Below are 18369 nucleotides of genomic sequence, written 5' to 3'. Positions count from 1 at the left end.
ATGGAGCCGGTCCGGGCGGCGTTCCGCGTCGAGTGCGAGCGGCTGGAGCGGATCCTGCACGGGCTCGACGGGTCGGCCCTGGACCGGCCGACGCCGTGCCCACCGTGGCGGGTACGCGACCTGCTCGCGCACGTCCACACCGGCGCCGGCCGGCTGGTCGCGATGCTCGCCGAACCCGCGCCGCCACGGCCGGAGGTGACCGCGTCCGGCTACTTCGGCGCGGCCAAGTTCGCGTCGGCGGTCGACCGGGAACGCATCGACGGGGCCCGGGCGGCGGCGCGGGAACATCCCGGCGCGGTCGAGGTGGCACGGGAGTTCGGGCGGGCCTGGCGGGCCACCGACGCGGCGGTGGCCGCCGAGCCGCCGGGCCGGGTGGTGCGCACCCGGCACGGCGACGCGATGGCGTTGACCGAGTTCCTGCGTACCCGGGTGGTGGAGGTGACGGTGCACGGCCTGGACCTGGCCGACGCGCTGGACCGGCCGCCCTGGACGACGCCGGCCGCGGCGGCCGTGGTGGTCGACGTGCTCACCACCGGACGGCCGCTGCCGGACCGGCTCGGCTGGGACGCGCTCACCGTGTTGCGCAAGGCCACCGGCCGGCTGCCGCTGACCGGCGCGGAGCCGGCGGCGCTGGCGGCGGCCGGCATCCGCCGGCTCGCCTTCGGCGGCTGAGCCGGAGTCAGCCCGCCGCGGCACGACGCAGGTGGTCCAGCACGATCGGGTCGATCCGGCCGGGCACGAAGCGTTCCTCCAGGTTCTCCAGGCCGGACCAGGCGGCGAGCGCGTCGTCCAGGCCGGCCGGGCCGACCGGGTGCCCGGCGGCGGCGAGCAGCTCCGCCACCTCGACGGCGAGCGGGCCGGTCAGGTCGCGCAGAGTGGCCGGGTCGGGGCGACCGAAGATCATGGTGTGCAGGTCGAGCAGGCGGCGCAGCTCGGCGACCGGGTCGGCGTGGTCGTCCACCCGCAGGTCCACCAACTCGTCCCCGGTGCCGGCGTAGCCGCCGTGGCGTCGCACCACGAGTAGCGCGGCGCTCTGCCGGCCGCGCCGGTCGCCGCCGGCCCGGTCGCCGGCCACGAGCGCGGCCAGCATCCGCTGCGGGAACGGCAGGTCGGTGCCGGTGAGCCAGGCGTCGCGCAGCGCGTCGATCACCTGCGGGCCGGTCAGGATGTTGCCCTGCGCGGCCCAGCCGTCGCCGGCCTGGCCGCCGGCCCACGGATGGCAGCGCGGCCCGGTCCAGGTGGCCCCCGCGCCCGCGACGCCGACCACGGCGAGCTGCCGGTCGTCGCGCCCGGGGTCGGCGGCGACCAGCCCGGCCACCGCGTCGGCGGCGGTGACGCCGGTGCGCAGCAGCGCGAGCGCCTGCGCCCGGTAGGCGAGGTTGGCGTGCGCCTGGGTGGCGACCGCCCCGACCCGCGCCTCGGCGGCCGGCACCAACGCCCCGGCGGCGAGGAACCGGCTGGCCACGGCCACGCCGTGCAGGTGCCCGTCGGCGGAACGGGCGACGAGCGAGAAGGTCACGCGCGGATCGTAGCCCGGGCCCGGGGCCGCCGGCGGGGCTTAGAACGGGGTCGCGTGGGCCTCCGGTGGACGGCCCCAGGCCCGCCGCAGGTCGGCCACGGCCACCGCCGCCAGCACCACGACCGCCCAGCTCGCCGCGAGCGGCGGCGCGACCTGCGTCAGCAGCGGCACCGGCAGCAGCAGCGCGGCGATCGCCAGCAGCCGGGACGGGGAGACCCGGCCGAACACCTCGTACTCGAAGCGGGCCCGGCCGGCCAGGAACAGCGCCGGCCCGCCCAGGACCATGGCCAGCCACGGCAACTCGTTGTGCCCGGCGGGGTGCTCGATGGACAGCTCGTAACCGATCGCGGTGGCCACCACGCCGATCACCATGACCATGTGGGTGTCGGCGGCGGAGCGGCCGACGGTGGCCGGATGCTCGGCCCCGGTCACCGCCTCGCCCAGGATCTGCCCGGCCCGCTGCACGTAGATCCGCCACATCAGCACGGACGTGGCCAGGGCGGCGGCGAACGCCACGGTGCTGGGCCAGCCGGCGGTCGAGCGGGTGTAGGTCAGCCCGGCGACCAGGATGGTCTCGCCGATCGCCACGAGGAAGATCTGCTGGTACCGCTCGGCCAGATGTTTGCCGTGGATGTCCCACCGGGAGATGGTGGAGCGACCGAGCCCCGGCACCGGCCAGCCGAACCGGTTGCCGAGATACTCGATCACCAGCGCGGTGCTCCAGAGCACCACCCGGGCATTCGTCGACACCCCCGCGCCGGCCAGCCAGAACACCCCGCACACGCTGTACGTGAGCAACATCCGCAGCTTCAGCCGGCGGTACTGCTGCCGGCGCAGCACCAGCAGCAGGATCACCGAACGGCCCACCTGCCCCACCACGTACGCGACGGCGAAGGTCAGGCCGGCCCCGCCGGTGAACGCGCGCGGGACGGCCACCCCCATCACCATCGCCGCCACCAACGCGGTGACCACGATGACCTGGAGCCAGAGGTGGTACGGGTCGTAGCGGCTGGTGGTCCACGCGGTGCCCTGCCAGAGCATCCAGAGCGCGAGCAGCAACAGCAGCGTCTTGCCGGCGCCGGTCACCGCCGACCAGTTGCTCTGGCCCCCCTGCAACGCCAGGTCCTCGTACGCGCGCGCGGAGATCCGGGTCAGCGCGAACACGTAGACCAGGTCGAAGAAGAGCTCCAGGAACGTGGCCCGCTCCCCGTCGTCGTCGGTGGCGCGCAGCGCGCCGGGCTCGGCGATCCTCACCGCCGTCGCCCGCCCCCGGTCGCATCCACCCGGCAGTCGTAACACTCCTGCCCGGCCTCGCGGTGCGGATCGCGCGGATCGCCCCGGCGATCGTGCTCCGACGCGCCCGCGTGCCCCGACCGGTCAGCGCCGCCAGCGCAGCGGGCCGGGGTGCACCCGCCACCACATCCGCCGCCAGCGGGGCCGCGCGTCGCGCAGCGCGTCGCCGTACGCCGAGGCGAGCGCCGTCGCCCGGTCCGCCTGTCCGGGAGTCATGCTTCCGGGCGCGAAGGCCGACTGGTTCACCAGTCCGGCGAGTTCGCCGACCGCGCCGCCCGCCGCCGCACCGGCCCCGGCATCGGCGAGCGCACGACGGGCCCGCTCGGCCACCTCCGCCGCCGCCAGGTCGTCGCCCACCGGGCGGCCCGCCAGGCGCAGCGCGTCGGTCACCTCCCGCCAGGCGCCGGCGACCCGCCCGCCGGGATCACCCCGCTCCAGCCGGGACCGGCTCAACCGGCGGCGCATCGCGGCCAACGCCGCCAGCACCGCGCCCACCAGCACCAGCAGGCCGCCAGCGCCGCCGCCGACAAGCACCGGCGTACCCGGACCGCCACGGGCCCGGTCCGGCGCGGACCCGGTGGCCGGGGGAGTGGCCGTGGGCTCCCCGGTCGGCGCCGGCACCTCCGACGGCGGCGGATCCTCCGGCTGCGGCCGGAAGTCCTCCTCCACCGGCCGGGGCTCGGAGTCCGGGCGCGGCATCGGGTCGAACGGCACCCAGCCGACACCCTCGAACAGCACCTCCGGCCAGGCGTACGCGTCGGCGGCCCGCACCGGCCCGTCCGCCTCCGGCGCGAACCCGACCACCACCCGGGTGGGCAGCCCGGCGAGCCGGCCGAGCACCGCGAACGACGCCGCGAACTGCTCCGAGGTGCCCCGCTGCCCGCCACCGTTGCGCGGACCGAACAGGAAGAACGTCAGGTTCGGGTAGGCGTGGCCGCTCGGCGCGTCGGCGGTCACCCGATAGTGCTCGGCGAGGAACGTGGCGATCGCGTCCGCCCGCGCGTACGGCGCCCCGTTCTCCTCGGCGAGCTGGGTGGCCAGCCGGCGCACCTGCTCCGGCGCCCCGTCCGGCACCCGCAGCACCCGGGCCACCGCGTCCCCGGCCGGCACGTCCGCGGTGGCGACCAGGTTCGGGTCCGGGCGCTCCCGCACCGACGACACGTCGTACCGCAGCCCCGGGGCGAGCCCCTCCGGCCGGATCAGCGTTCCGCTCGCCGGGTCGTACGCCACCCGCGCGCCGCCCACCTCACGCGGCGTCGGCACGGCCGGCAGCAGCCGCCCGGTCAGGTCCGCCACCGTGATCTCCTGGCGCACCACGTCGGTCGTGGCGCCCGGGGGCGGCTCGACGGCCGGCAGGATCCGCCCCGCGTTGCGGTACGTGGCACCCACCCGCCACGTCACCCCGTCGTAGTCGCTGAGCACCGCCAGCCGGATCCGCGGCGGCCCGCCCCCGGTCGAACCGGCGACGGTACGCACGTCGAGCAGCCGCTGGTCCGGGTTCAACGCCCAGCCGGAGATGCGGATCAGCGGATTCTCGTCAAGCGACTCCACCCGCGGCGGCTCCACATAGCGGCGCGGGTCGACCGGGTGGTCGTCGACCTGACCGGCGACCACCGGGGCGAGCAGCGCGGCGAGCGCCACCACCACGGCCAACCCGCCCGCGCTCGCCACCGCCGGCCGCAGCCGCACCGCCGCGCGTACCGCCGGGGTTCCCCCGGTGACCGGATCGGCGGCATCCGGACCGGCCGGTCGTCCGGTGGCCGCCAGGCCGGCCGCCGCGACGGCCGCGAACAGCACCGTCGGGCCCACCGCCGGCGCCGCGTTCGGCCCGACCACGTAGAGCGCGCCGGCGTAGAGCAGCGCCGGCGGCAGGTAGCCCAGCAACACCCGGCCGGCCCGCAGCGCCACCTCGGCGGCGGTCAGCCCGGCCAGCCACGCCGCCACCACCGGGAGCAGCACGGTGTCCGGGGTCGGCTCCACCGGGATCATCGCGGTCAGCAGCCGGGGGATCGCGTTGCCGGCGGCGTCCGCGGCCACCTCGCCGAGCCCGCCGGGCAGCGCCGCGTGGCTGGCCGCCAGCCGCAGCGACAGCAGCGTCCAACCGGCCAGGGCGGCCACCGACAACGGCGCCACCTGCCACGACGGCAACCGCCGGGCGGCCACGCTCACCAGCACCGAACCGGCCGCCGCGCCGACCATCAGCCGGGTCAGCAGCGGATCCGCGTACACCCGGCCCAGCACCACGGCGGACAGCGCGACCAGCGCCACGAGCGCCACCGGCACCGGCGCCGCCCGCAGCGCCCGCGCCGCCCACCCCCGCGTCGGGGTCGGCGGCGGCCCCGCGGCCGGGCGCGGCGGCGACACGGTCACCACCGGCGGATCCCGTCCCACTCCGCGGCGAACGCCGCGCCGTCCGCCGCGTCCAGCACCACCAGGCCCGACGCGCCGGCCGCCGTCGGCGCGGACCCGCCGAATATCCCCACCACCACCGATGGGTACGCCCCGCGCAGCGCGCCCACGTGCCCCAACTCCCCGGCGGCGCCCGGCCCGGTGAGGAAGACGAGCGTGTCACCGAGCCGGTCCTGCCGCAGCCGGCCCGTCGCCGCCGACAGCACCTCCACCCCGCCACCGGCCAACTCGACCGCGGCGAGCCGGTCCAGCGGCCCGGCCGCCCCCGCCGGCTCCACCTCGGCCGGCGCGACAAGCAGCAGGTGCACCGGCAGGTCCTCCCGCACCGCCGCGGCCACCACCGACGCCGCCGCCTCACACGCCGACTCGAACGACTCCGCCACCCCGGCCACCCGCCCCGGATGGGCCGCCGACCGGTTGTCGAGCACCACCACCAGACGCGGCAGGCTGGTGTCCACGTTCTCCCGCACCATCAGCTCACCCACCCGGGCGCTGGTCCGCCAGTGCACCCGGCGCAACTCGTCGCCGACCACGTACTCGCGCAACGAGTCGAACGTGATCGACCCGTGCGGCACGCTGTCGACGCGCCCGTCCAGGCTGCGCCCCGCCCCGGTCGGCACCGCGGACAACGGGTGGATCCGCGGGTACACCCACACCGCGACCGTGCCGCCGTAGCCGCGGGTCAACGCCACCAGCCCGAGGGGATCCCGGCGGACCACCCGCAGCGGCCCCACCGGCACCACACCCCGGCGGTGCGTCGGCACCGCGTACCGCACCCGCGTGTCCCGCCCCGGACGCAACCGCAGCAGCGGCACCGGCACCGGCGCGCCCGCGCAGCGGTCCTCCGCCACCAGGTTCGCCGCCCGCAACCGGCCCGTGTTGCGCACCGCCAGCTCCATCGCCGCCGGCTCGCCCCGGGCCACCCGGTCCGGGTCGGCCCGACGCGCCACCGCCAAGCGGGGCCGCCAGGCAGCCGTCACCCCGGCGTAGGCCACCGCCACCCCGGCCGCCGCGCCGAGCACGGTCAGCTCCGGGTACGCGAACCGGAAACCCACCCCGAGCAGCACCAGGGCGGCGACGAGCAACCCGACACCACGGGCGGTGATCCCCACGCTCAGCCGTGCACCGGGGCGGGCTGGCCCGACGGCAGCGGCACCGGCACCGAGGCGACCGCCTGACGCAGCACCTCGGCCGGCGTGACGCCCCGCACCTGCGCGTCCGGCGTCAACAGCAGCCGGTGCGCGAAGACCGGCTCGACGAGCGCCTTCAGGTCCTCCGGCATGATCCAGCCCCGCCCGTCGATCAGCGCGTACGCGCACGCCGCCCGGGTCAACGCGATCACCCCGCGCGGACTCACCCCGACCCGCACCTGCGGATGGGTCCGCGTCGCCACGGCCAGCCGCACCGCGTACGCGTACAGCGGCTCGGCGATGTGCACCCGCCGGGCCATCTTCACCATCTCGCCGACCGTGGCGGTGTCGGTGACCGCGGTCAGCGAGTCGGGGGAGCGGACCGTGGCGCCGCGCAACACCTCCACCTCGACCGCCTCGTCCGGGTAGCCCACCGAGAGCTTCACCAGGAACCGGTCGAGCTGCGCCTCCGGCAGCCGGTAGGTGCCGTCCATCTCCACCGGGTTCTGCGTGGCCACCACCAGGAACGGCTGCGGCACCGGATGGCGTACGCCGTCCACGGTGACGGTCCGCTCCTCCATCACCTCCAGCAGCGCCGACTGGGTCTTCGGCGACGCCCGGTTGATCTCGTCGGCGATCACGATGTTCGCGAACACCGGCCCCGGGTGGAACTCGAACCCGCGGCTGGCCTGGTTGAAGATCGTCACCCCGGACACGTCCGAGGGCAGCAGGTCCGGGGTGAACTGGATCCGCCGCCACTCACCCTTGACGGTGGCCGCCACCGCCCGCGCGAGAGTGGTCTTGCCGACCCCGGGCACGTCCTCCAGCAGCACGTGCCCCTGGGCGAACAGCGCGGTGAGCGCCAGCCGGACCACCTGCGGCTTGCCCAGCACGACCGCGTTGACGTTGTCGGCCAACCGGGCGGCCAGGGCGGCGAAGCCCTGCACCTCCGGCTGGCTCAGCGGTTCGTGCGTGTTCACGGGGTGTGCCTTTCGACTCCGGCGCGGTCAGCAGGTGGGCAGCAGGTCGAGGTCGTCGCCGCCCTCCAGGTTGAGCCAGGCCCACGGAATGTAGTCGCGGCCCTTGCTGTGGTCCACGCGCACCCACCAGGTGCTCTTCTTGTCGTTGTTGTAGATGTAGGCGTAGACCTCTTCGCCCTTCTTCTTGCAGTAGGCCTTGAGTCGGGCACCGTTGGGCTCCCAGCCCTTCTGCTTGCTGTTGTCCTGCTCCGCCACCGAGAAGATCTCGTTGCCGTTGCGCTCACCCGGCACATCCCGGGAGCAGTAGGTGGCCTCGGCGCCGGAGGAGCCGTTGCGGCAGGTCGCGATCCCGTAGAGCGCGTCGGTGGTCTGGGCTCGTTTGGCCGTACCGCTGCCGGCCGCGTTGGTCGCGGTCACCGTCACCGTGTAGGCCGTGCCCGGCGACAACCCGGTCACCCGCAGGCTGGAACAGCCACCGCTGGCCGTCTTCCCGCCGGTGGCCGCCGTGCAGGTGGCCTTTCCGCCGCCGGCGTCCACGGTGACCGTCACCGTCACCGAGGTGGCGTCCGCCGACGAACCGGTCACCGTGACCCGGGGCGCGGCCACCGTACGGGCGGTCGTGGTGGCCTCCGCGCCGGGACCGGCCTCGTTCAGCGCCTTCACCTTCACCGTCACGTTCTGGCCGTTGCCGAGCCCGCCCACCGTGGCCTTGACATCGGTCACCTCGACCGTCTTCCCGGCCGCCTCCACGACGTACCCCGTCACCGGGCGGCCGTTCTCCACCGCCGGCGACCACTGCACCGCGACGGTGCCGGGCTGGTCGGCCACCGTGGACGCGCGCAGCTCGGTCGGCGCGTTCGGCGTCGTGAACGGCACCACCGTGTTGCTCACCGGCGACGCCTTCGATCCGGCGCCCTTGTCGCTGACCGCGGTCACCGTGAACGCGTACTGCGTGCCGTACTCCAACTGGCCCGCCGGCACCACCAGCTCCGTCTTCGGCGACTCGCCGGCCGGCGCGCTCGCCCCGGCGGACGTCGCGGTCACCGCGTACCGCGCCACCTTGTTGCCCTGCCCGTCGGCCTCCGGCCAGCTCACGACGACCGTCCCGTCCGGTCGCGCCTCGGCGGTCACCGACGCCGGCGGGTCCGGCACCTCGGCCGTCGGCACGACCGGGTTGCTGCGCCGCGCCGGCCCGTCGCCCTTCGCGTTCACCGCGTGCACCGCGAACGTGTACGACTCGCCGTTGGTCAGCCCGGTCACCTCCAGCGCCCGCTGGTTCGCGCCCACCTGGTGGGTCTGACCGCCGCCCTCCACCACGTACCTGGTGATCTCGGCGCCGTTGGACGCGGCGGGCTGCCAGCTCACCCGGGCCGAGGCGTCGCCGGCGGCGGCGCGGACCGACTTCGGCGCGCCCGGCCTGCTCACCTTCGGCTTCTTCGGCGGGGGCGGCGGCGGGGGAGCCGGCGGCGGGTCGCCGCCGAGCACGTCGTTCGCGTACTTGTTGACCTCACGGACCCGGTTCCGGTCGTCGACCACCTGCGCGGTGGACGAGTCCGGCGGGTTGATGAACAGGTGGTTCTCGCGGACCTCCAGCTCCATCGGCCCGGGCCGGCCGGAGCCCTCGATGGTCTCCACCAACCGGCCGGCGGCGTCGAACGAGTAGACCGCCCCGGTGTCCTCGTCGGCGCAGTAGAACCGCCCCGCCCAGGCCACGGCCGGGGTCAGCCGGACGCCCGCGCCCGGCACCGTGAACGTCCGCACCTCGTGGCCGTCCTGGACCACGTGCACCGACCGGTCACCGGCTACGGTCACCGGCACCTGCGGGCCGCTGCTGCGGGTCGGCAGGATGCCGGGGGCGGTCACCGTCAGGTCGGCCCGCTGGGTCCGGCCGCCGACGATCGTCACCAACGACGCCGACGTGCGATCGAGCACCGCCACACCCTCGTCGAGCGTGGACACCACCAGCTCGTGCGCTGGCTCGGCCACGTCGTACGTCTCCACCCGCTTCGGGCTGAGCCCGGCGGGCGGCGCGTCACCCGGCGTGGCCGGCAGGTCGGCGGCCGTGACCGCCGAGACGGTGCCCTCGCTCGGCACCGCGACCCACAGCTTCCCGTCGCCGTCGAACGCCCCGCCGGTGATGCCCGGCGGATAGCGGACCGGCTCGCCCACCGGCGTCAACGCCCGCGGGTCGAGCTGCCGCACGATGCCCTGCACCGCGTCCACCACGAACGCCGCGTCCTCGTGCAACGCCACGCTGACCCCGAGCCCCGGAGCGGTCGGGGTGGTCGCGGTGATCTGGAGCGTCGCCAGGTCGAGCGAGCTGACCTGGCCGGTGTGGAGGTCGCGCAGGATCAGCAGCCGGTCGGTCTGCGCCACCAGCATCTGGTGCCGCCGCCCGCCGGGCACCTCCATCCGGGTGTCCACCCGCGCGGTGATGCCGTTGACCCGGGCCAGCTCGCTGCGCGTCGTGCTCCACAGCCAGGACGAGGAGTCGAAGTTGGCCACCGCGTTGTCGGCGGCGCCCAGCCCGAGCACCGTCAACCCCATCGCGGCCAGCAACGCCGCCACGGTGCCGATGGTGACGAGCCCGCCACGCAACCGCTTCCGGGGGCGGGCCGCCTCCGGCCCGGCGGTGGTCGTGACGTCCTCAATGGTGGTCACAGCCGGCTGCCTCCCCGCGTCGGTGGGGGAGGACGCCACACGTGGTCGACCCTCCCCAGAGCCGGGAGCCATCATAGGTGCCGGCCGGGGCAGGGGAAACCCGCACCGTCTCCCTGTGGACACCGAGCGTGTCGCAGGTGGTCGGTCAGTTCGGCGTGGCACCGCCCTCGCGGTCCGTGCACACCTGACCCGAGGTGGCGTACGAATCGGTCGAGTAGACCGCGAGCACCGTGAAACAGTAGTCAAGCTTCGCGCTCAACCCGTTCACCGTGTAGCGGGTCTGCCCGGCGTCCACGGTGGCCATCACCCCGAGCTTCTGCCCGGCCCGCCCACCGGCGACCACGAACGGCACCCCGCCGTCCGTCGGATCGGTCCAGGTCACCGTGATCGTGGTGGTGTCGTCCCGCAACCGCAGGTCACCCGGGGGCGGCCCGGTCACCTTCGGCTTGGCCACGCTGGGCGCCGGCGCGGGCGGCGGCGCGTCCCGGCCCAGCCACACCGCGCCCCCGGCGACCACGGCCACCAACGCGACCGCCGCACCACCGACCACCACGGCCAGCATCGTCCGGTCACGGCCGCGCCGCTCCGGCTCCTCCGCCACCGGGTACGCGGCGCTCTGGTGGAACGCCTGCGGCACCGCCGGCCAGGCGCCCTTCTCCGGGTACGCCGCCGGCTCCGGCCGTGCCGGTCCGGGAACGTCCAGCAACCCGTCGTGGACCGGTAACGCCCGACCCTCGTCCGGGACGTCCCCGCCGGGGTGACGGTCCGCCCCGGTGGCGCTCCCGTCCCGGCCCTCGACGTTCCGGTGCTGGTCGCCGTCGTCGCCGTTCGCCCCGACGGCGGGGTCCCACCCGGTGGGGCTCCGGTCCTGCTCGGTGGTGCTGCCGTCCTCGTCGTCCGCCGGCGGGGTGAGGTCCGACGCCGGCTCGACGCCGACCGGCTGCGACGGCGCCACGCTGCTCCACGGCGGCGCGACCATGCCCCACGGCGGCGCGGGTGTGCCGCTGATGGGCGTGCCGCTGGCGGGCGCGGCGCTGGCGGGTGCGGCGGGTGGCCCGCTCACGGGATGTCCAGGGGGCGGGGTGACGGGCGGTGCGCTGACGGGATACCCAGGGGTGCCGCTGGCCGGTGGTGGTCCGGGTGGCTCGCCCACGGGGTGCGGAGGCGGTGCGCCCGCGGAGCCGGCCGGCGGCGCTTCTGCGGCAGATGCGCTGCTCGGCGTGCCGCTCACCGGGTGGGCGGCGGCAGGCGCGCTGCTCGGCGGTCCGCTCACGGGCGGTCCGCTGACCGGGGTCGGGCGTCCACTCACCGGCGGTGCGCCGACCGGCGGTGCGCCGGCGGCGTGCGCTTCGCTCGTCGCGCCGATCATGGGCGAGGCGGCGGCCTGCCGCTCCGCTTCCTCCCGCAGCAACGGGCCGATCTGCTGCACCTGAATGGTCGGCTTGTCCCAGCCCGGGGCAGGCGTTGCCGATCCGGGGCCGGGGCCGGGGCCGGGGCCACCCACCTCCGGGCCGGCGGGCTGGTCGGCCGGGCGCGACGGCGACGTGACGGCCGGAACCGCGGGCCGATGCCCCGTGGCGGTCTCCGGCCCGGGCGGTACGCCGGTCCGATCAGGTGGCGGGACCGATGCCGGCGCCGGGACGGGCGGACGGGAGACCGGTGGGGCGGGTGGCGGCAGCGCCCCGGTCGCCGGCGGGCTGGGGATCGGTGGCCCTGAGATCGGTGTCCCTGAGATCGGTGGGCTTGAGCCGGGCGGCCCTGGGATCGGCGGTCCTGAGACGGGCGGTCCCGAGACGGGCGGGCTTGAGATCGGCGCATCTGAGATCGACGGGCCTGGGATCGGCGCGGCTGGGATCGGCGGGCCTGGGATCGGCGCGGCTGGGATCGGGCCTGGGACCGGTGGGTTCGGGAACGGTCGGGCGGCCGAAACGGGCGGGGGAGGCTGCAGGACTCCACTCCCCGGTGGACCGGAGATCGGCGTCGGGACGCGCGGCGCGGGCGGCACGGAGGGCGGAGACGGCGACGCCGTCGGGGCGGTCGGCGTCGACCCGGGAGACAGCGGGGCCGCCGCCCGGGAAGGTGCGCCGGAACCGTCGAGCGACGACGGCCGACGGGTCGGCGGGATGACCGGCGGGGGTGGCAGTGGACCCGCCCCGACGATCGGCGTCGGTAAACCGGGATGCGCCGCCGGGCCGGGAGGAGCAGGCGGACCGGGAGGAGCAGGCGGACCGGGATGCGCCGCCGGGCCGGGACGCGCCGCCGGGCCGGGAGCGGCAGGCGGGCCGGGAGGCGGCGGTGGAACGATTGACGGCCGGGGCGGCACCGGCGTCACGCCGGGAGCGGGCACCGGCTGCGGGTGGACGGTGCCGGTGGCCGGCGGCGCCGGGAAGCGTGCGGTGGCCTGTCCGGGCGGCGTCGACGAACCGCCGGCCGCGTCGGCGACCGGCGGCGGAGGGGGCGCCCAGGGACTGGCCGGCCGGTCCGAACCGGTGGGCCGGACCGGAGGCGCCGAGGTGGGGACCACCGGAGGAGGCGGCAGCGGCGTCGGCCCGCTCCGGGGCAGCGACGCCGGGGCGCTTCGGGGCAGCGACGTCGGGTCGCTCTGGGGGAGCGGGGGCGGAGCGGGGTGGGCTGCCGGGTCGGACGCGGTCCCCGGCCACGGCGCCCGGGACGCCGGCCTCGGCTGCGGCGCCCATTCGGCGCCGGGCACCGGCGCGGCGGCGGGTGCCGTGAAGGCAGCGGGTGGCGGCACGGTGGGCTGGGGAGGGTACGACGGCGGGACCGCCGGCAGCGACACGGTGGGCCCGGACAGCGCCGGATCGGAGTGCTCGCCGGCAGCGGGGGCGAAGCCGCCGGGAGGGGGTCCATAACCGGCGGGAGCGGCGGCGGAGCCGCCGAGGTACTGGCGGGCTGCGCGTACCGCCGGGTGGTCCGGACCGAGCACGGCGGGCCCGGCGGTGGCCACGCGGCGGTAGTTGCGGCGGGCCTCGTGCCGGTTGCCCAACTCCTCCGCCACCCCGGCGAGGTCGAAGCTGAGGGCGAGCATCACCGGGTCGGCGTCACCGCGACGGCGCTCGCCGGCTGCGTACGCCTCTTCCAGGACCCGGCGGGCGGCGGCCGGCTCGTCGGCCTCACGATGCAGGCGGGCCAGCAGGTGGCCGGTGGTCAGGACGTCCTGGTGATCCTCGCCGTACGCCGGTCGGGCCGCGGTGATCGCGTCGGCGAGCAGGCGGCGGGCACTGGTCAGGTCGCCCGCGGCGCGGAGGGCCAGGGCCTGGTGTTGCGCGGCGGTCAGCGGGGCGGGGTGGGACACGGGAGCAATGCTGCCCGGAATCGTCGGTTGCGCGCTACCCGTCCGGTAGGCGAGGGGTGTGAGCTGCGGAAACATGGGGCTCTGATGGTGATGTGCATGATCGTTTGGAGCCGTGTACAGTAATGCCCCGTGCGGCCCGCCGGGCCGGCCCATCCGGTGTGAAAGTCACTGGGGCCGACCAGGTAGGCTGGATGGCAGGTCCGGGTGGCGGAATGGCAGACGCGCTAGCTTGAGGTGCTAGTGCCCGTATAGGGCGTGGGGGTTCAAGTCCCCCCTCGGACACGACCCATAGGCCCACGGTGCGCGCTGAGATCGGTTTCGGCGTGCACCGTTTGCGCTTCAGGGTGGTATGTCAGCCGCAGGCCGAGCTGGCGGTAGACCTCGGCTTTGTCGGCGGGGTCCGCGTCGCGGAGCGCGGTGACGATGTTCCAAGGGCCTCGACCAGCGTGGTGATCTCCGCCTGGGTCATCCGGCGTGGTGCGGCGGAGCTCCCGGCGTGCAGCTCGGTTTCTGCCCGGGTCCGTTCGGCTTGTGTCTGGGCTATCCACTTGCTGACGATCGAGGGGTCGGCTCCGACGTCGAGGGCTGCCCGTGCGACGACGACCGCGTGACGCAAGTGTGCGACTCGGCTGGTTGGCATGGACTTGGCTACAGACCATGAGAGCTTGATGTTATCGCTAACATTTAGGCCGCAAGTTAGGTGGCGGCTCGGGGGAGCGCCCCCGGCAACCCCGCGTTCCGGGCGAGTGAGATCGGCGCCTCGTGCATGAACCGGCAGGGTGCCTCGGCTGTTTACCGGAAATATTTCGATAACATTCGATGCCTTGGTTGTCTTGACGAGCACACGTTGTTAGCGTGAACATCGATGAGTAACTCGGATGTAACACGGATGCCATGGTTGTGGCTAGCGTTTGCCCACGCCGGTCAGGTAGGCGTCGCGCCGTCCGAGCTGCCGGAGCGGGCAATCGCATGTCCGTTACCGCACACCGCTCGGCCGGCCTACGGAACCGCGTGTCGCGAGCCGGAGAGGGCCAGTCACAGGAGGATCCGATGACGACGACAGGAATAGATCAAGTGCCGCGGCTCAGGTCGCGGTCGCGGGGTTGGCGGGTGGGGACGGTCGCGGGCGCCGCGGTGCTCCTGCTCGGCGCCGGGATGGCCCACGGGCTGCCGTCGGCGTCGGCGGCGACGGTGGACACGTCGGCGTCGTACGTGTTCGTGAATCGCCACAGTGGTAAGGCGATGGATCTCTACGACTGGTCGACGGCGGAGAACGCGCCGGTCAAGCAGTGGGCACGTAACGACCTCGCGGTGCAGCAGTGGCAGTTCGTCGACGCCGGTGGCGGGTTCTACAAGGTGCGGTCGCGGCACAGCGGGAAGGTGTTGGAGTTGCCCGGCGGCGGCGACGGCATCACTCTGGTGCAGAGCACCGACCGGTCGTCGGCGACGCAGCAGTTCCGGTTGCAGGATTCCGCCGGTGGGTTCGTGCGGTTCGTGAACCGGCAGTGGAACAAGGTCATCGACGTGTGGGAGTGGTCGACGGCCGACGGCGGACGGTTGGCCAGTTACTCCGATCTCGACGGCGCCAACCAGCAGTGGCAGCTCATCCGCCTCGGCGGCGGGACGCCGAGCACCCCGCCGCCGGCCTACCCGCGGCCCATGACGGTTTCCGGGGACAGCGGCGTCCACGACCCGACGGTGGTGAAACGACCCGACGGCACCTACCTCGTCGCGCACACCGGTGACAACATCGCCTTGAAGACTTCCACCGATCGGGTCGCCTACCGCAACGCGGGCACCGTCTTCCCCGGCGGCGCGCCGTGGACCGCCACGTACACCGGCGGCGCGCGCAACCTGTGGGCTCCGGATCTGTCCTACCGCAACGGGCGCTACCTCCTGTATTACTCGGCGTCGACCTTCGGTTCGAACCGTTCGGCGATCTTCCTGGCCACCAGTGCCACCGGGGCCTCGGGGAGCTGGACCAACGAGGGGCTGGTCATCGAGTCGCGGGCCTCGGACACCTTCAACGCCATCGACCCGAATCTGTTCGTGGACGACCAGGGCCGCTGGTGGCTGACCTTCGGCTCGTTCTGGTCCGGCATCAAGGTGATCGAGATCGATCCGGGCACCGGACGCCGGCTCGGCGGCGCGATGCACAGCCTCGCGGCCTACAGTCCGGGCATTGAGGCGCCCGTCCTGGTCAAGCGCGGCTCGTGGTACTACCTGTACGTCTCGTTCGACCGCTGCTGTCAGGGCGCCGCCAGCACCTATCGGGTGATGGTCGGCCGGTCGGCGAACCCGACCGGGCCGTTCGTCGACCGCGCCGGCCGGGACATGCTCTCCGGCGGCGGCACCGAGATCCTGGCCTCGCACGGCAGCGTGCACGGACCCGGCCACCAGGCGGTCCTCGCCGACACCGACGGCGACCTCCTCTTCTACCACTACTACGCCGACAACGGCACATCGCTGCTCGGCATCAACCACATCGGCTACGACGCCGCCGCCTGGCCGTACGTCTACTGAGCTGGCGGGTCCCGGTGGTGGACGCGAGCCCACCACCGGGACCGGGACCGGGCCACGCGCACCGGGCCGCCGGTACGCCACCTCCTCCGACGAGGATCTCGACCAATCGGGAGTGCGTATGTCGCACCAGCATCCTGTCCACGTGGCCGACCGGGCGGTCGACCCGCCGCCCGTCACCGTCCCCGCCTCCTGGCGGCTCCGATCGATCCTGGCCGCGCTGCTCGCGGTGCTCGCCGTGTCGGCCGGTCTGCCGGTGGGCGGGCCCGCGCAGGCCGCGCCCGCGGTGAATCACACCAACCCGGTGGTCAACCAGCGGGCCGATCCGCACATCGTCCGGCACAGCGACGGCTACTACTACCTGACGGCGTTCACGCCGGTCCGGCTGCGGGCACACGACCTGACCGACAGCTACATCCGCCACTACGACTATCGCGCCCGGGTCGAGCCGAACGTGACGAACCTGGCCGACTCGCAGTTCCGCATCGTCCCCGGTCTCGCCGGCGCCGGGACGGTGTCGTGGGAGTCGGCCAACTTCCCCGGCTACTTCCTGCGCCACCGTGGCTTCGCCCTCTACGTCGAACGCGACGACGGATCGACCCTGTTCGACAGCGACGCGAGTTTCCACCGGCAGGGCGGCCTGGCCGACAGCGCCGGACTCTCCCTGGAGTCACAGAACTATCCCGGACGGTACGTCCGCCACCGCGACGGCCTGCTCTACCTCGAAACGGTCACCTCGAACACCGACCGCGCCTCCGCCACCTTCCACCTCGAATAGCGGTCACGCGAGTCACCCCGTTCGCCCCGCCGACGCGCCACCCGACGCCGGGCCCGGCGTGCCGGCCCTACCGGAAGGTTCCACCATGTTCGACCCCTCAGTGACGTCGCCCCCAGGGGCACCGCCTCGCCGGGGCCGGCGTGCCGGCCTGGTACTGGCCCTGGTGGCGGCGCTGGCCGGCGCGACCGGCGTCGCCGTGGTGGCCGCGCCACCGGCGCACGCGGCCACCATCGACACCAGCGCCTACTACGTGCTGGTCAACCGCAACAGCGGCAAGGTCCTCGACGTGCGGGACACCTCCACCAGCGACGGCGCGGTGATCCAGCAGTGGTCCCGCAACGACGGCGAGTGGCAGCAGTTTCAGTTCGTCTCCTCCGGCAGCGGCTACTACCGCCTCCGCGCCCGCCACAGCGGCAAGGTGGTGGACCTGTGGGAGTGGAACACCGAGGACGGCGCGGAGTTCCGGCAGTGGCCCGACCTCAACGGCGCCAACCAGCAGTTCCGGGTCCTCGACTCCGACGGCGGCTACGTCCGGCTGCTCAACCGGCACTCCGGGAAGGCCCTGGAGGTCTGGGAGTGGTCGACCGCGGACGGGGCCCGGATCAGCCAGTACGCCGACCTCAACGGCGCCAACCAGCAGTGGCAGATGGTGCGGGTCGGTGGCGGGGGCACGCCGACCACCCCGCCGCCGGGCACCGGGTGCGGCAGCGGGTCGTACCAGGCCGAGGCGGTGTTGAACGGCGGCACCTGGACGGCGCGCAACGGGTCGTCGACCGTCTACTCGGGCGCGGACATGCTGTCGGCGATGCAGGCCGCGGTGAACTCGCTGTCGGCGGGACGCACCGCCAAGCAGCGGGTGGTGGTGCGCGGCTCCGGCTCGATGAGCGCGGGATCGCGGTTGTCGCTGCCGTCGTACACGACGCTCGCGGTCTGCGGCACGATCAACGTGACCGGTTCGGGATCCGGCGACTACGCGCCGGTCTACTCGCGCGGCACCACCGACGTCGAGGTGCAGAACCTGACCCTCACCGGCTCGCCGCTCTACGGGATCTTCATGCGCAACGTGAACAACCTGACCCTGGGCCAGATCGACATGCGGCTCTCGGGCGGCCTGGGGGTGCGGATCGACAACCACGGCGGCGACCGGGCGGTCAAGGTGCGCAACGTGCGGATCGACAACGTCTACGTGTCCGGCACCGGCGCGCACGGGGTGGAGACGTACGGGGTGGACGGGTTGACGATCGGAACGGTCACGGCGCGGAACACCGGCTACTCCGGCCTGCTGCTCAACGACACGATCAACGCCACCGTGGGCACGGTCGACGCGCAGGGCGCCGGGACCGGGACCGGATACGCGGCGTTCCGGATGGCCAACCGCAACGGCCGGATGGGCAACTCTTACCCGACGAACATCCGGGTCGGCACCGTGATCGCCTCCGGCGGCGGCCGGGGGATCTTCTGCGTCTCGGAGTCCGGTGGCGCGGTCATCGACCGGGTGACGATCGCCAACACCGGAAACAACTCGATCCTCGTGGAGAACTGCTACAACGTCACCATCGCCGGCGTGTCCGGCTCGGTGACGGGCGGCGGCGAGGTGCGGATCGCCGCGCGGAGCGAGTTCCCGATCTCCTCCGGCATCCGCTTCCAGAACCTGACCGTCACCAACACCAACATCACCCAGAGCCCCTGTGGCGGGTCGAACAACACGATCAGCAACGTCACCCGGGTCAACTCGACCCTGACGTGGTGTTGAGCGGCTGGGCGCC

General features: G+C 74.5%; 12 protein-coding genes, 1 tRNA gene and 1 pseudogene. 6 read left to right on the top strand and 8 right to left on the bottom strand.

The window, feature by feature from the left end; genetic code table 11:
• Entirely contained in the window at nucleotides 1-672 is a 672-nt protein-coding gene (locus O7619_RS23005; RefSeq protein WP_282283373.1) for a maleylpyruvate isomerase N-terminal domain-containing protein, read from the top strand.
• A 7-nt stretch (nucleotides 673-679) separates the two neighbouring features.
• Here the strand turns inward: O7619_RS23005 and O7619_RS23000 are convergent, their stop codons facing one another.
• The 7 genes from O7619_RS23000 to O7619_RS22970 all read right to left on the bottom strand — a co-directional run bounded on the left by O7619_RS23000 (nucleotide 680) and on the right by O7619_RS22970 (nucleotide 11055).
• The gene (locus tag O7619_RS23000) at nucleotides 680-1519 is read right to left on the bottom strand and encodes a DUF1028 domain-containing protein (RefSeq protein ID WP_282283372.1); all 840 of its coding nucleotides are present in this window, start codon (nucleotides 1517-1519) and stop codon (nucleotides 680-682) included.
• Between the two features lie 39 nt (nucleotides 1520-1558).
• Nucleotides 1559-2773, bottom strand: coding sequence for a low temperature requirement protein A (locus tag O7619_RS22995; RefSeq protein WP_282283371.1), 1215 nt, complete (start codon nucleotides 2771-2773; stop codon nucleotides 1559-1561).
• 123 nt (nucleotides 2774-2896) lie between these two features.
• Nucleotides 2897-5110, bottom strand: coding sequence for a DUF3488 and transglutaminase-like domain-containing protein (locus O7619_RS22990; RefSeq protein WP_282288910.1), 2214 nt, complete (start codon nucleotides 5108-5110; stop codon nucleotides 2897-2899).
• Nucleotides 5111-5178: 68 nt separating this feature from the next.
• On the bottom strand, nucleotides 5179-6333 hold the full coding sequence (locus tag O7619_RS22985; RefSeq protein ID WP_282283370.1) for a DUF58 domain-containing protein: 1155 nt from the start codon (nucleotides 6331-6333) through the stop codon (nucleotides 5179-5181).
• Between the two features lie 2 nt (nucleotides 6334-6335).
• Nucleotides 6336-7331, bottom strand: a complete 996-nt coding sequence (locus O7619_RS22980) for a MoxR family ATPase (RefSeq protein WP_282283369.1) — start codon at nucleotides 7329-7331, stop codon at nucleotides 6336-6338.
• A gap of 27 nt (nucleotides 7332-7358) precedes the next feature.
• Nucleotides 7359-9992 (bottom strand): fibronectin type III domain-containing protein, encoded by a 2634-nt coding sequence (locus O7619_RS22975; protein WP_282283368.1) that lies wholly within the window; start codon nucleotides 9990-9992, stop codon nucleotides 7359-7361.
• 145 nt (nucleotides 9993-10137) lie between these two features.
• Nucleotides 10138-11055: a fibronectin type III domain-containing protein gene (locus O7619_RS22970; RefSeq protein WP_282288909.1), complete on the bottom strand. Its 918-nt coding sequence runs from the start codon at nucleotides 11053-11055 to the stop codon at nucleotides 10138-10140.
• A gap of 157 nt (nucleotides 11056-11212) precedes the next feature.
• On the opposite strand from O7619_RS22970, the gene O7619_RS22965 reads away from it, so the two are divergent.
• Nucleotides 11213-11425: a hypothetical protein gene (locus O7619_RS22965; RefSeq protein WP_282289004.1), complete on the top strand. Its 213-nt coding sequence runs from the start codon at nucleotides 11213-11215 to the stop codon at nucleotides 11423-11425.
• Between the two features lie 1439 nt (nucleotides 11426-12864).
• Here O7619_RS22965 and O7619_RS30180 read toward each other — a convergent pair.
• Nucleotides 12865-13305, bottom strand: a pseudogene (locus O7619_RS30180) (tetratricopeptide repeat protein); the annotation flags it as partial.
• A gap of 198 nt (nucleotides 13306-13503) precedes the next feature.
• Here O7619_RS30180 and O7619_RS22955 point away from each other — a divergent pair.
• The 4 genes from O7619_RS22955 (at nucleotide 13504) to O7619_RS22940 (ending at nucleotide 18356) form a co-directional block, all read left to right on the top strand.
• Nucleotides 13504-13587: transfer RNA gene (locus O7619_RS22955), tRNA-Leu, on the top strand.
• An 828-nt stretch (nucleotides 13588-14415) separates the two neighbouring features.
• The gene (locus tag O7619_RS22950; RefSeq protein WP_282283367.1) at nucleotides 14416-15828 is read left to right on the top strand and encodes a family 43 glycosylhydrolase; all 1413 of its coding nucleotides are present in this window, start codon (nucleotides 14416-14418) and stop codon (nucleotides 15826-15828) included.
• A 142-nt stretch (nucleotides 15829-15970) separates the two neighbouring features.
• A complete protein-coding gene (locus O7619_RS22945) occupies nucleotides 15971-16603 on the top strand; it encodes an AbfB domain-containing protein (protein ID WP_282283366.1) in 633 nt (210 codons plus the stop codon).
• Between the two features lie 85 nt (nucleotides 16604-16688).
• On the top strand, nucleotides 16689-18356 hold the full coding sequence (locus O7619_RS22940) for an RICIN domain-containing protein (RefSeq protein WP_282283365.1): 1668 nt from the start codon (nucleotides 16689-16691) through the stop codon (nucleotides 18354-18356).
• The last annotated feature ends 13 nt before the right edge of the window (nucleotides 18357-18369 follow it).

This window comes from Micromonospora sp. WMMD998, assembly GCF_029581235.1.
Lineage (GTDB): Bacteria > Actinomycetota > Actinomycetes > Mycobacteriales > Micromonosporaceae > Micromonospora.
The sequence above is the reverse complement of the archived record's forward strand: the minus strand, read 5'-3'. Positions and strand labels throughout refer to the sequence as shown.

Bases quoted from the DNA above. Each gene is read 5' to 3' on its own strand.
- O7619_RS23005 (WP_282283373.1), top strand. From the start codon at position 1: ATGGAGCCGGTCCGGGCGGCGTTCCGCGTCGAGTGCGAGCGGCTGGAG.
- O7619_RS22940 (WP_282283365.1), top strand. From the start codon at position 16,689: ATGTTCGACCCCTCAGTGACGTCGCCCCCAGGGGCACCGCCTCGCCGG.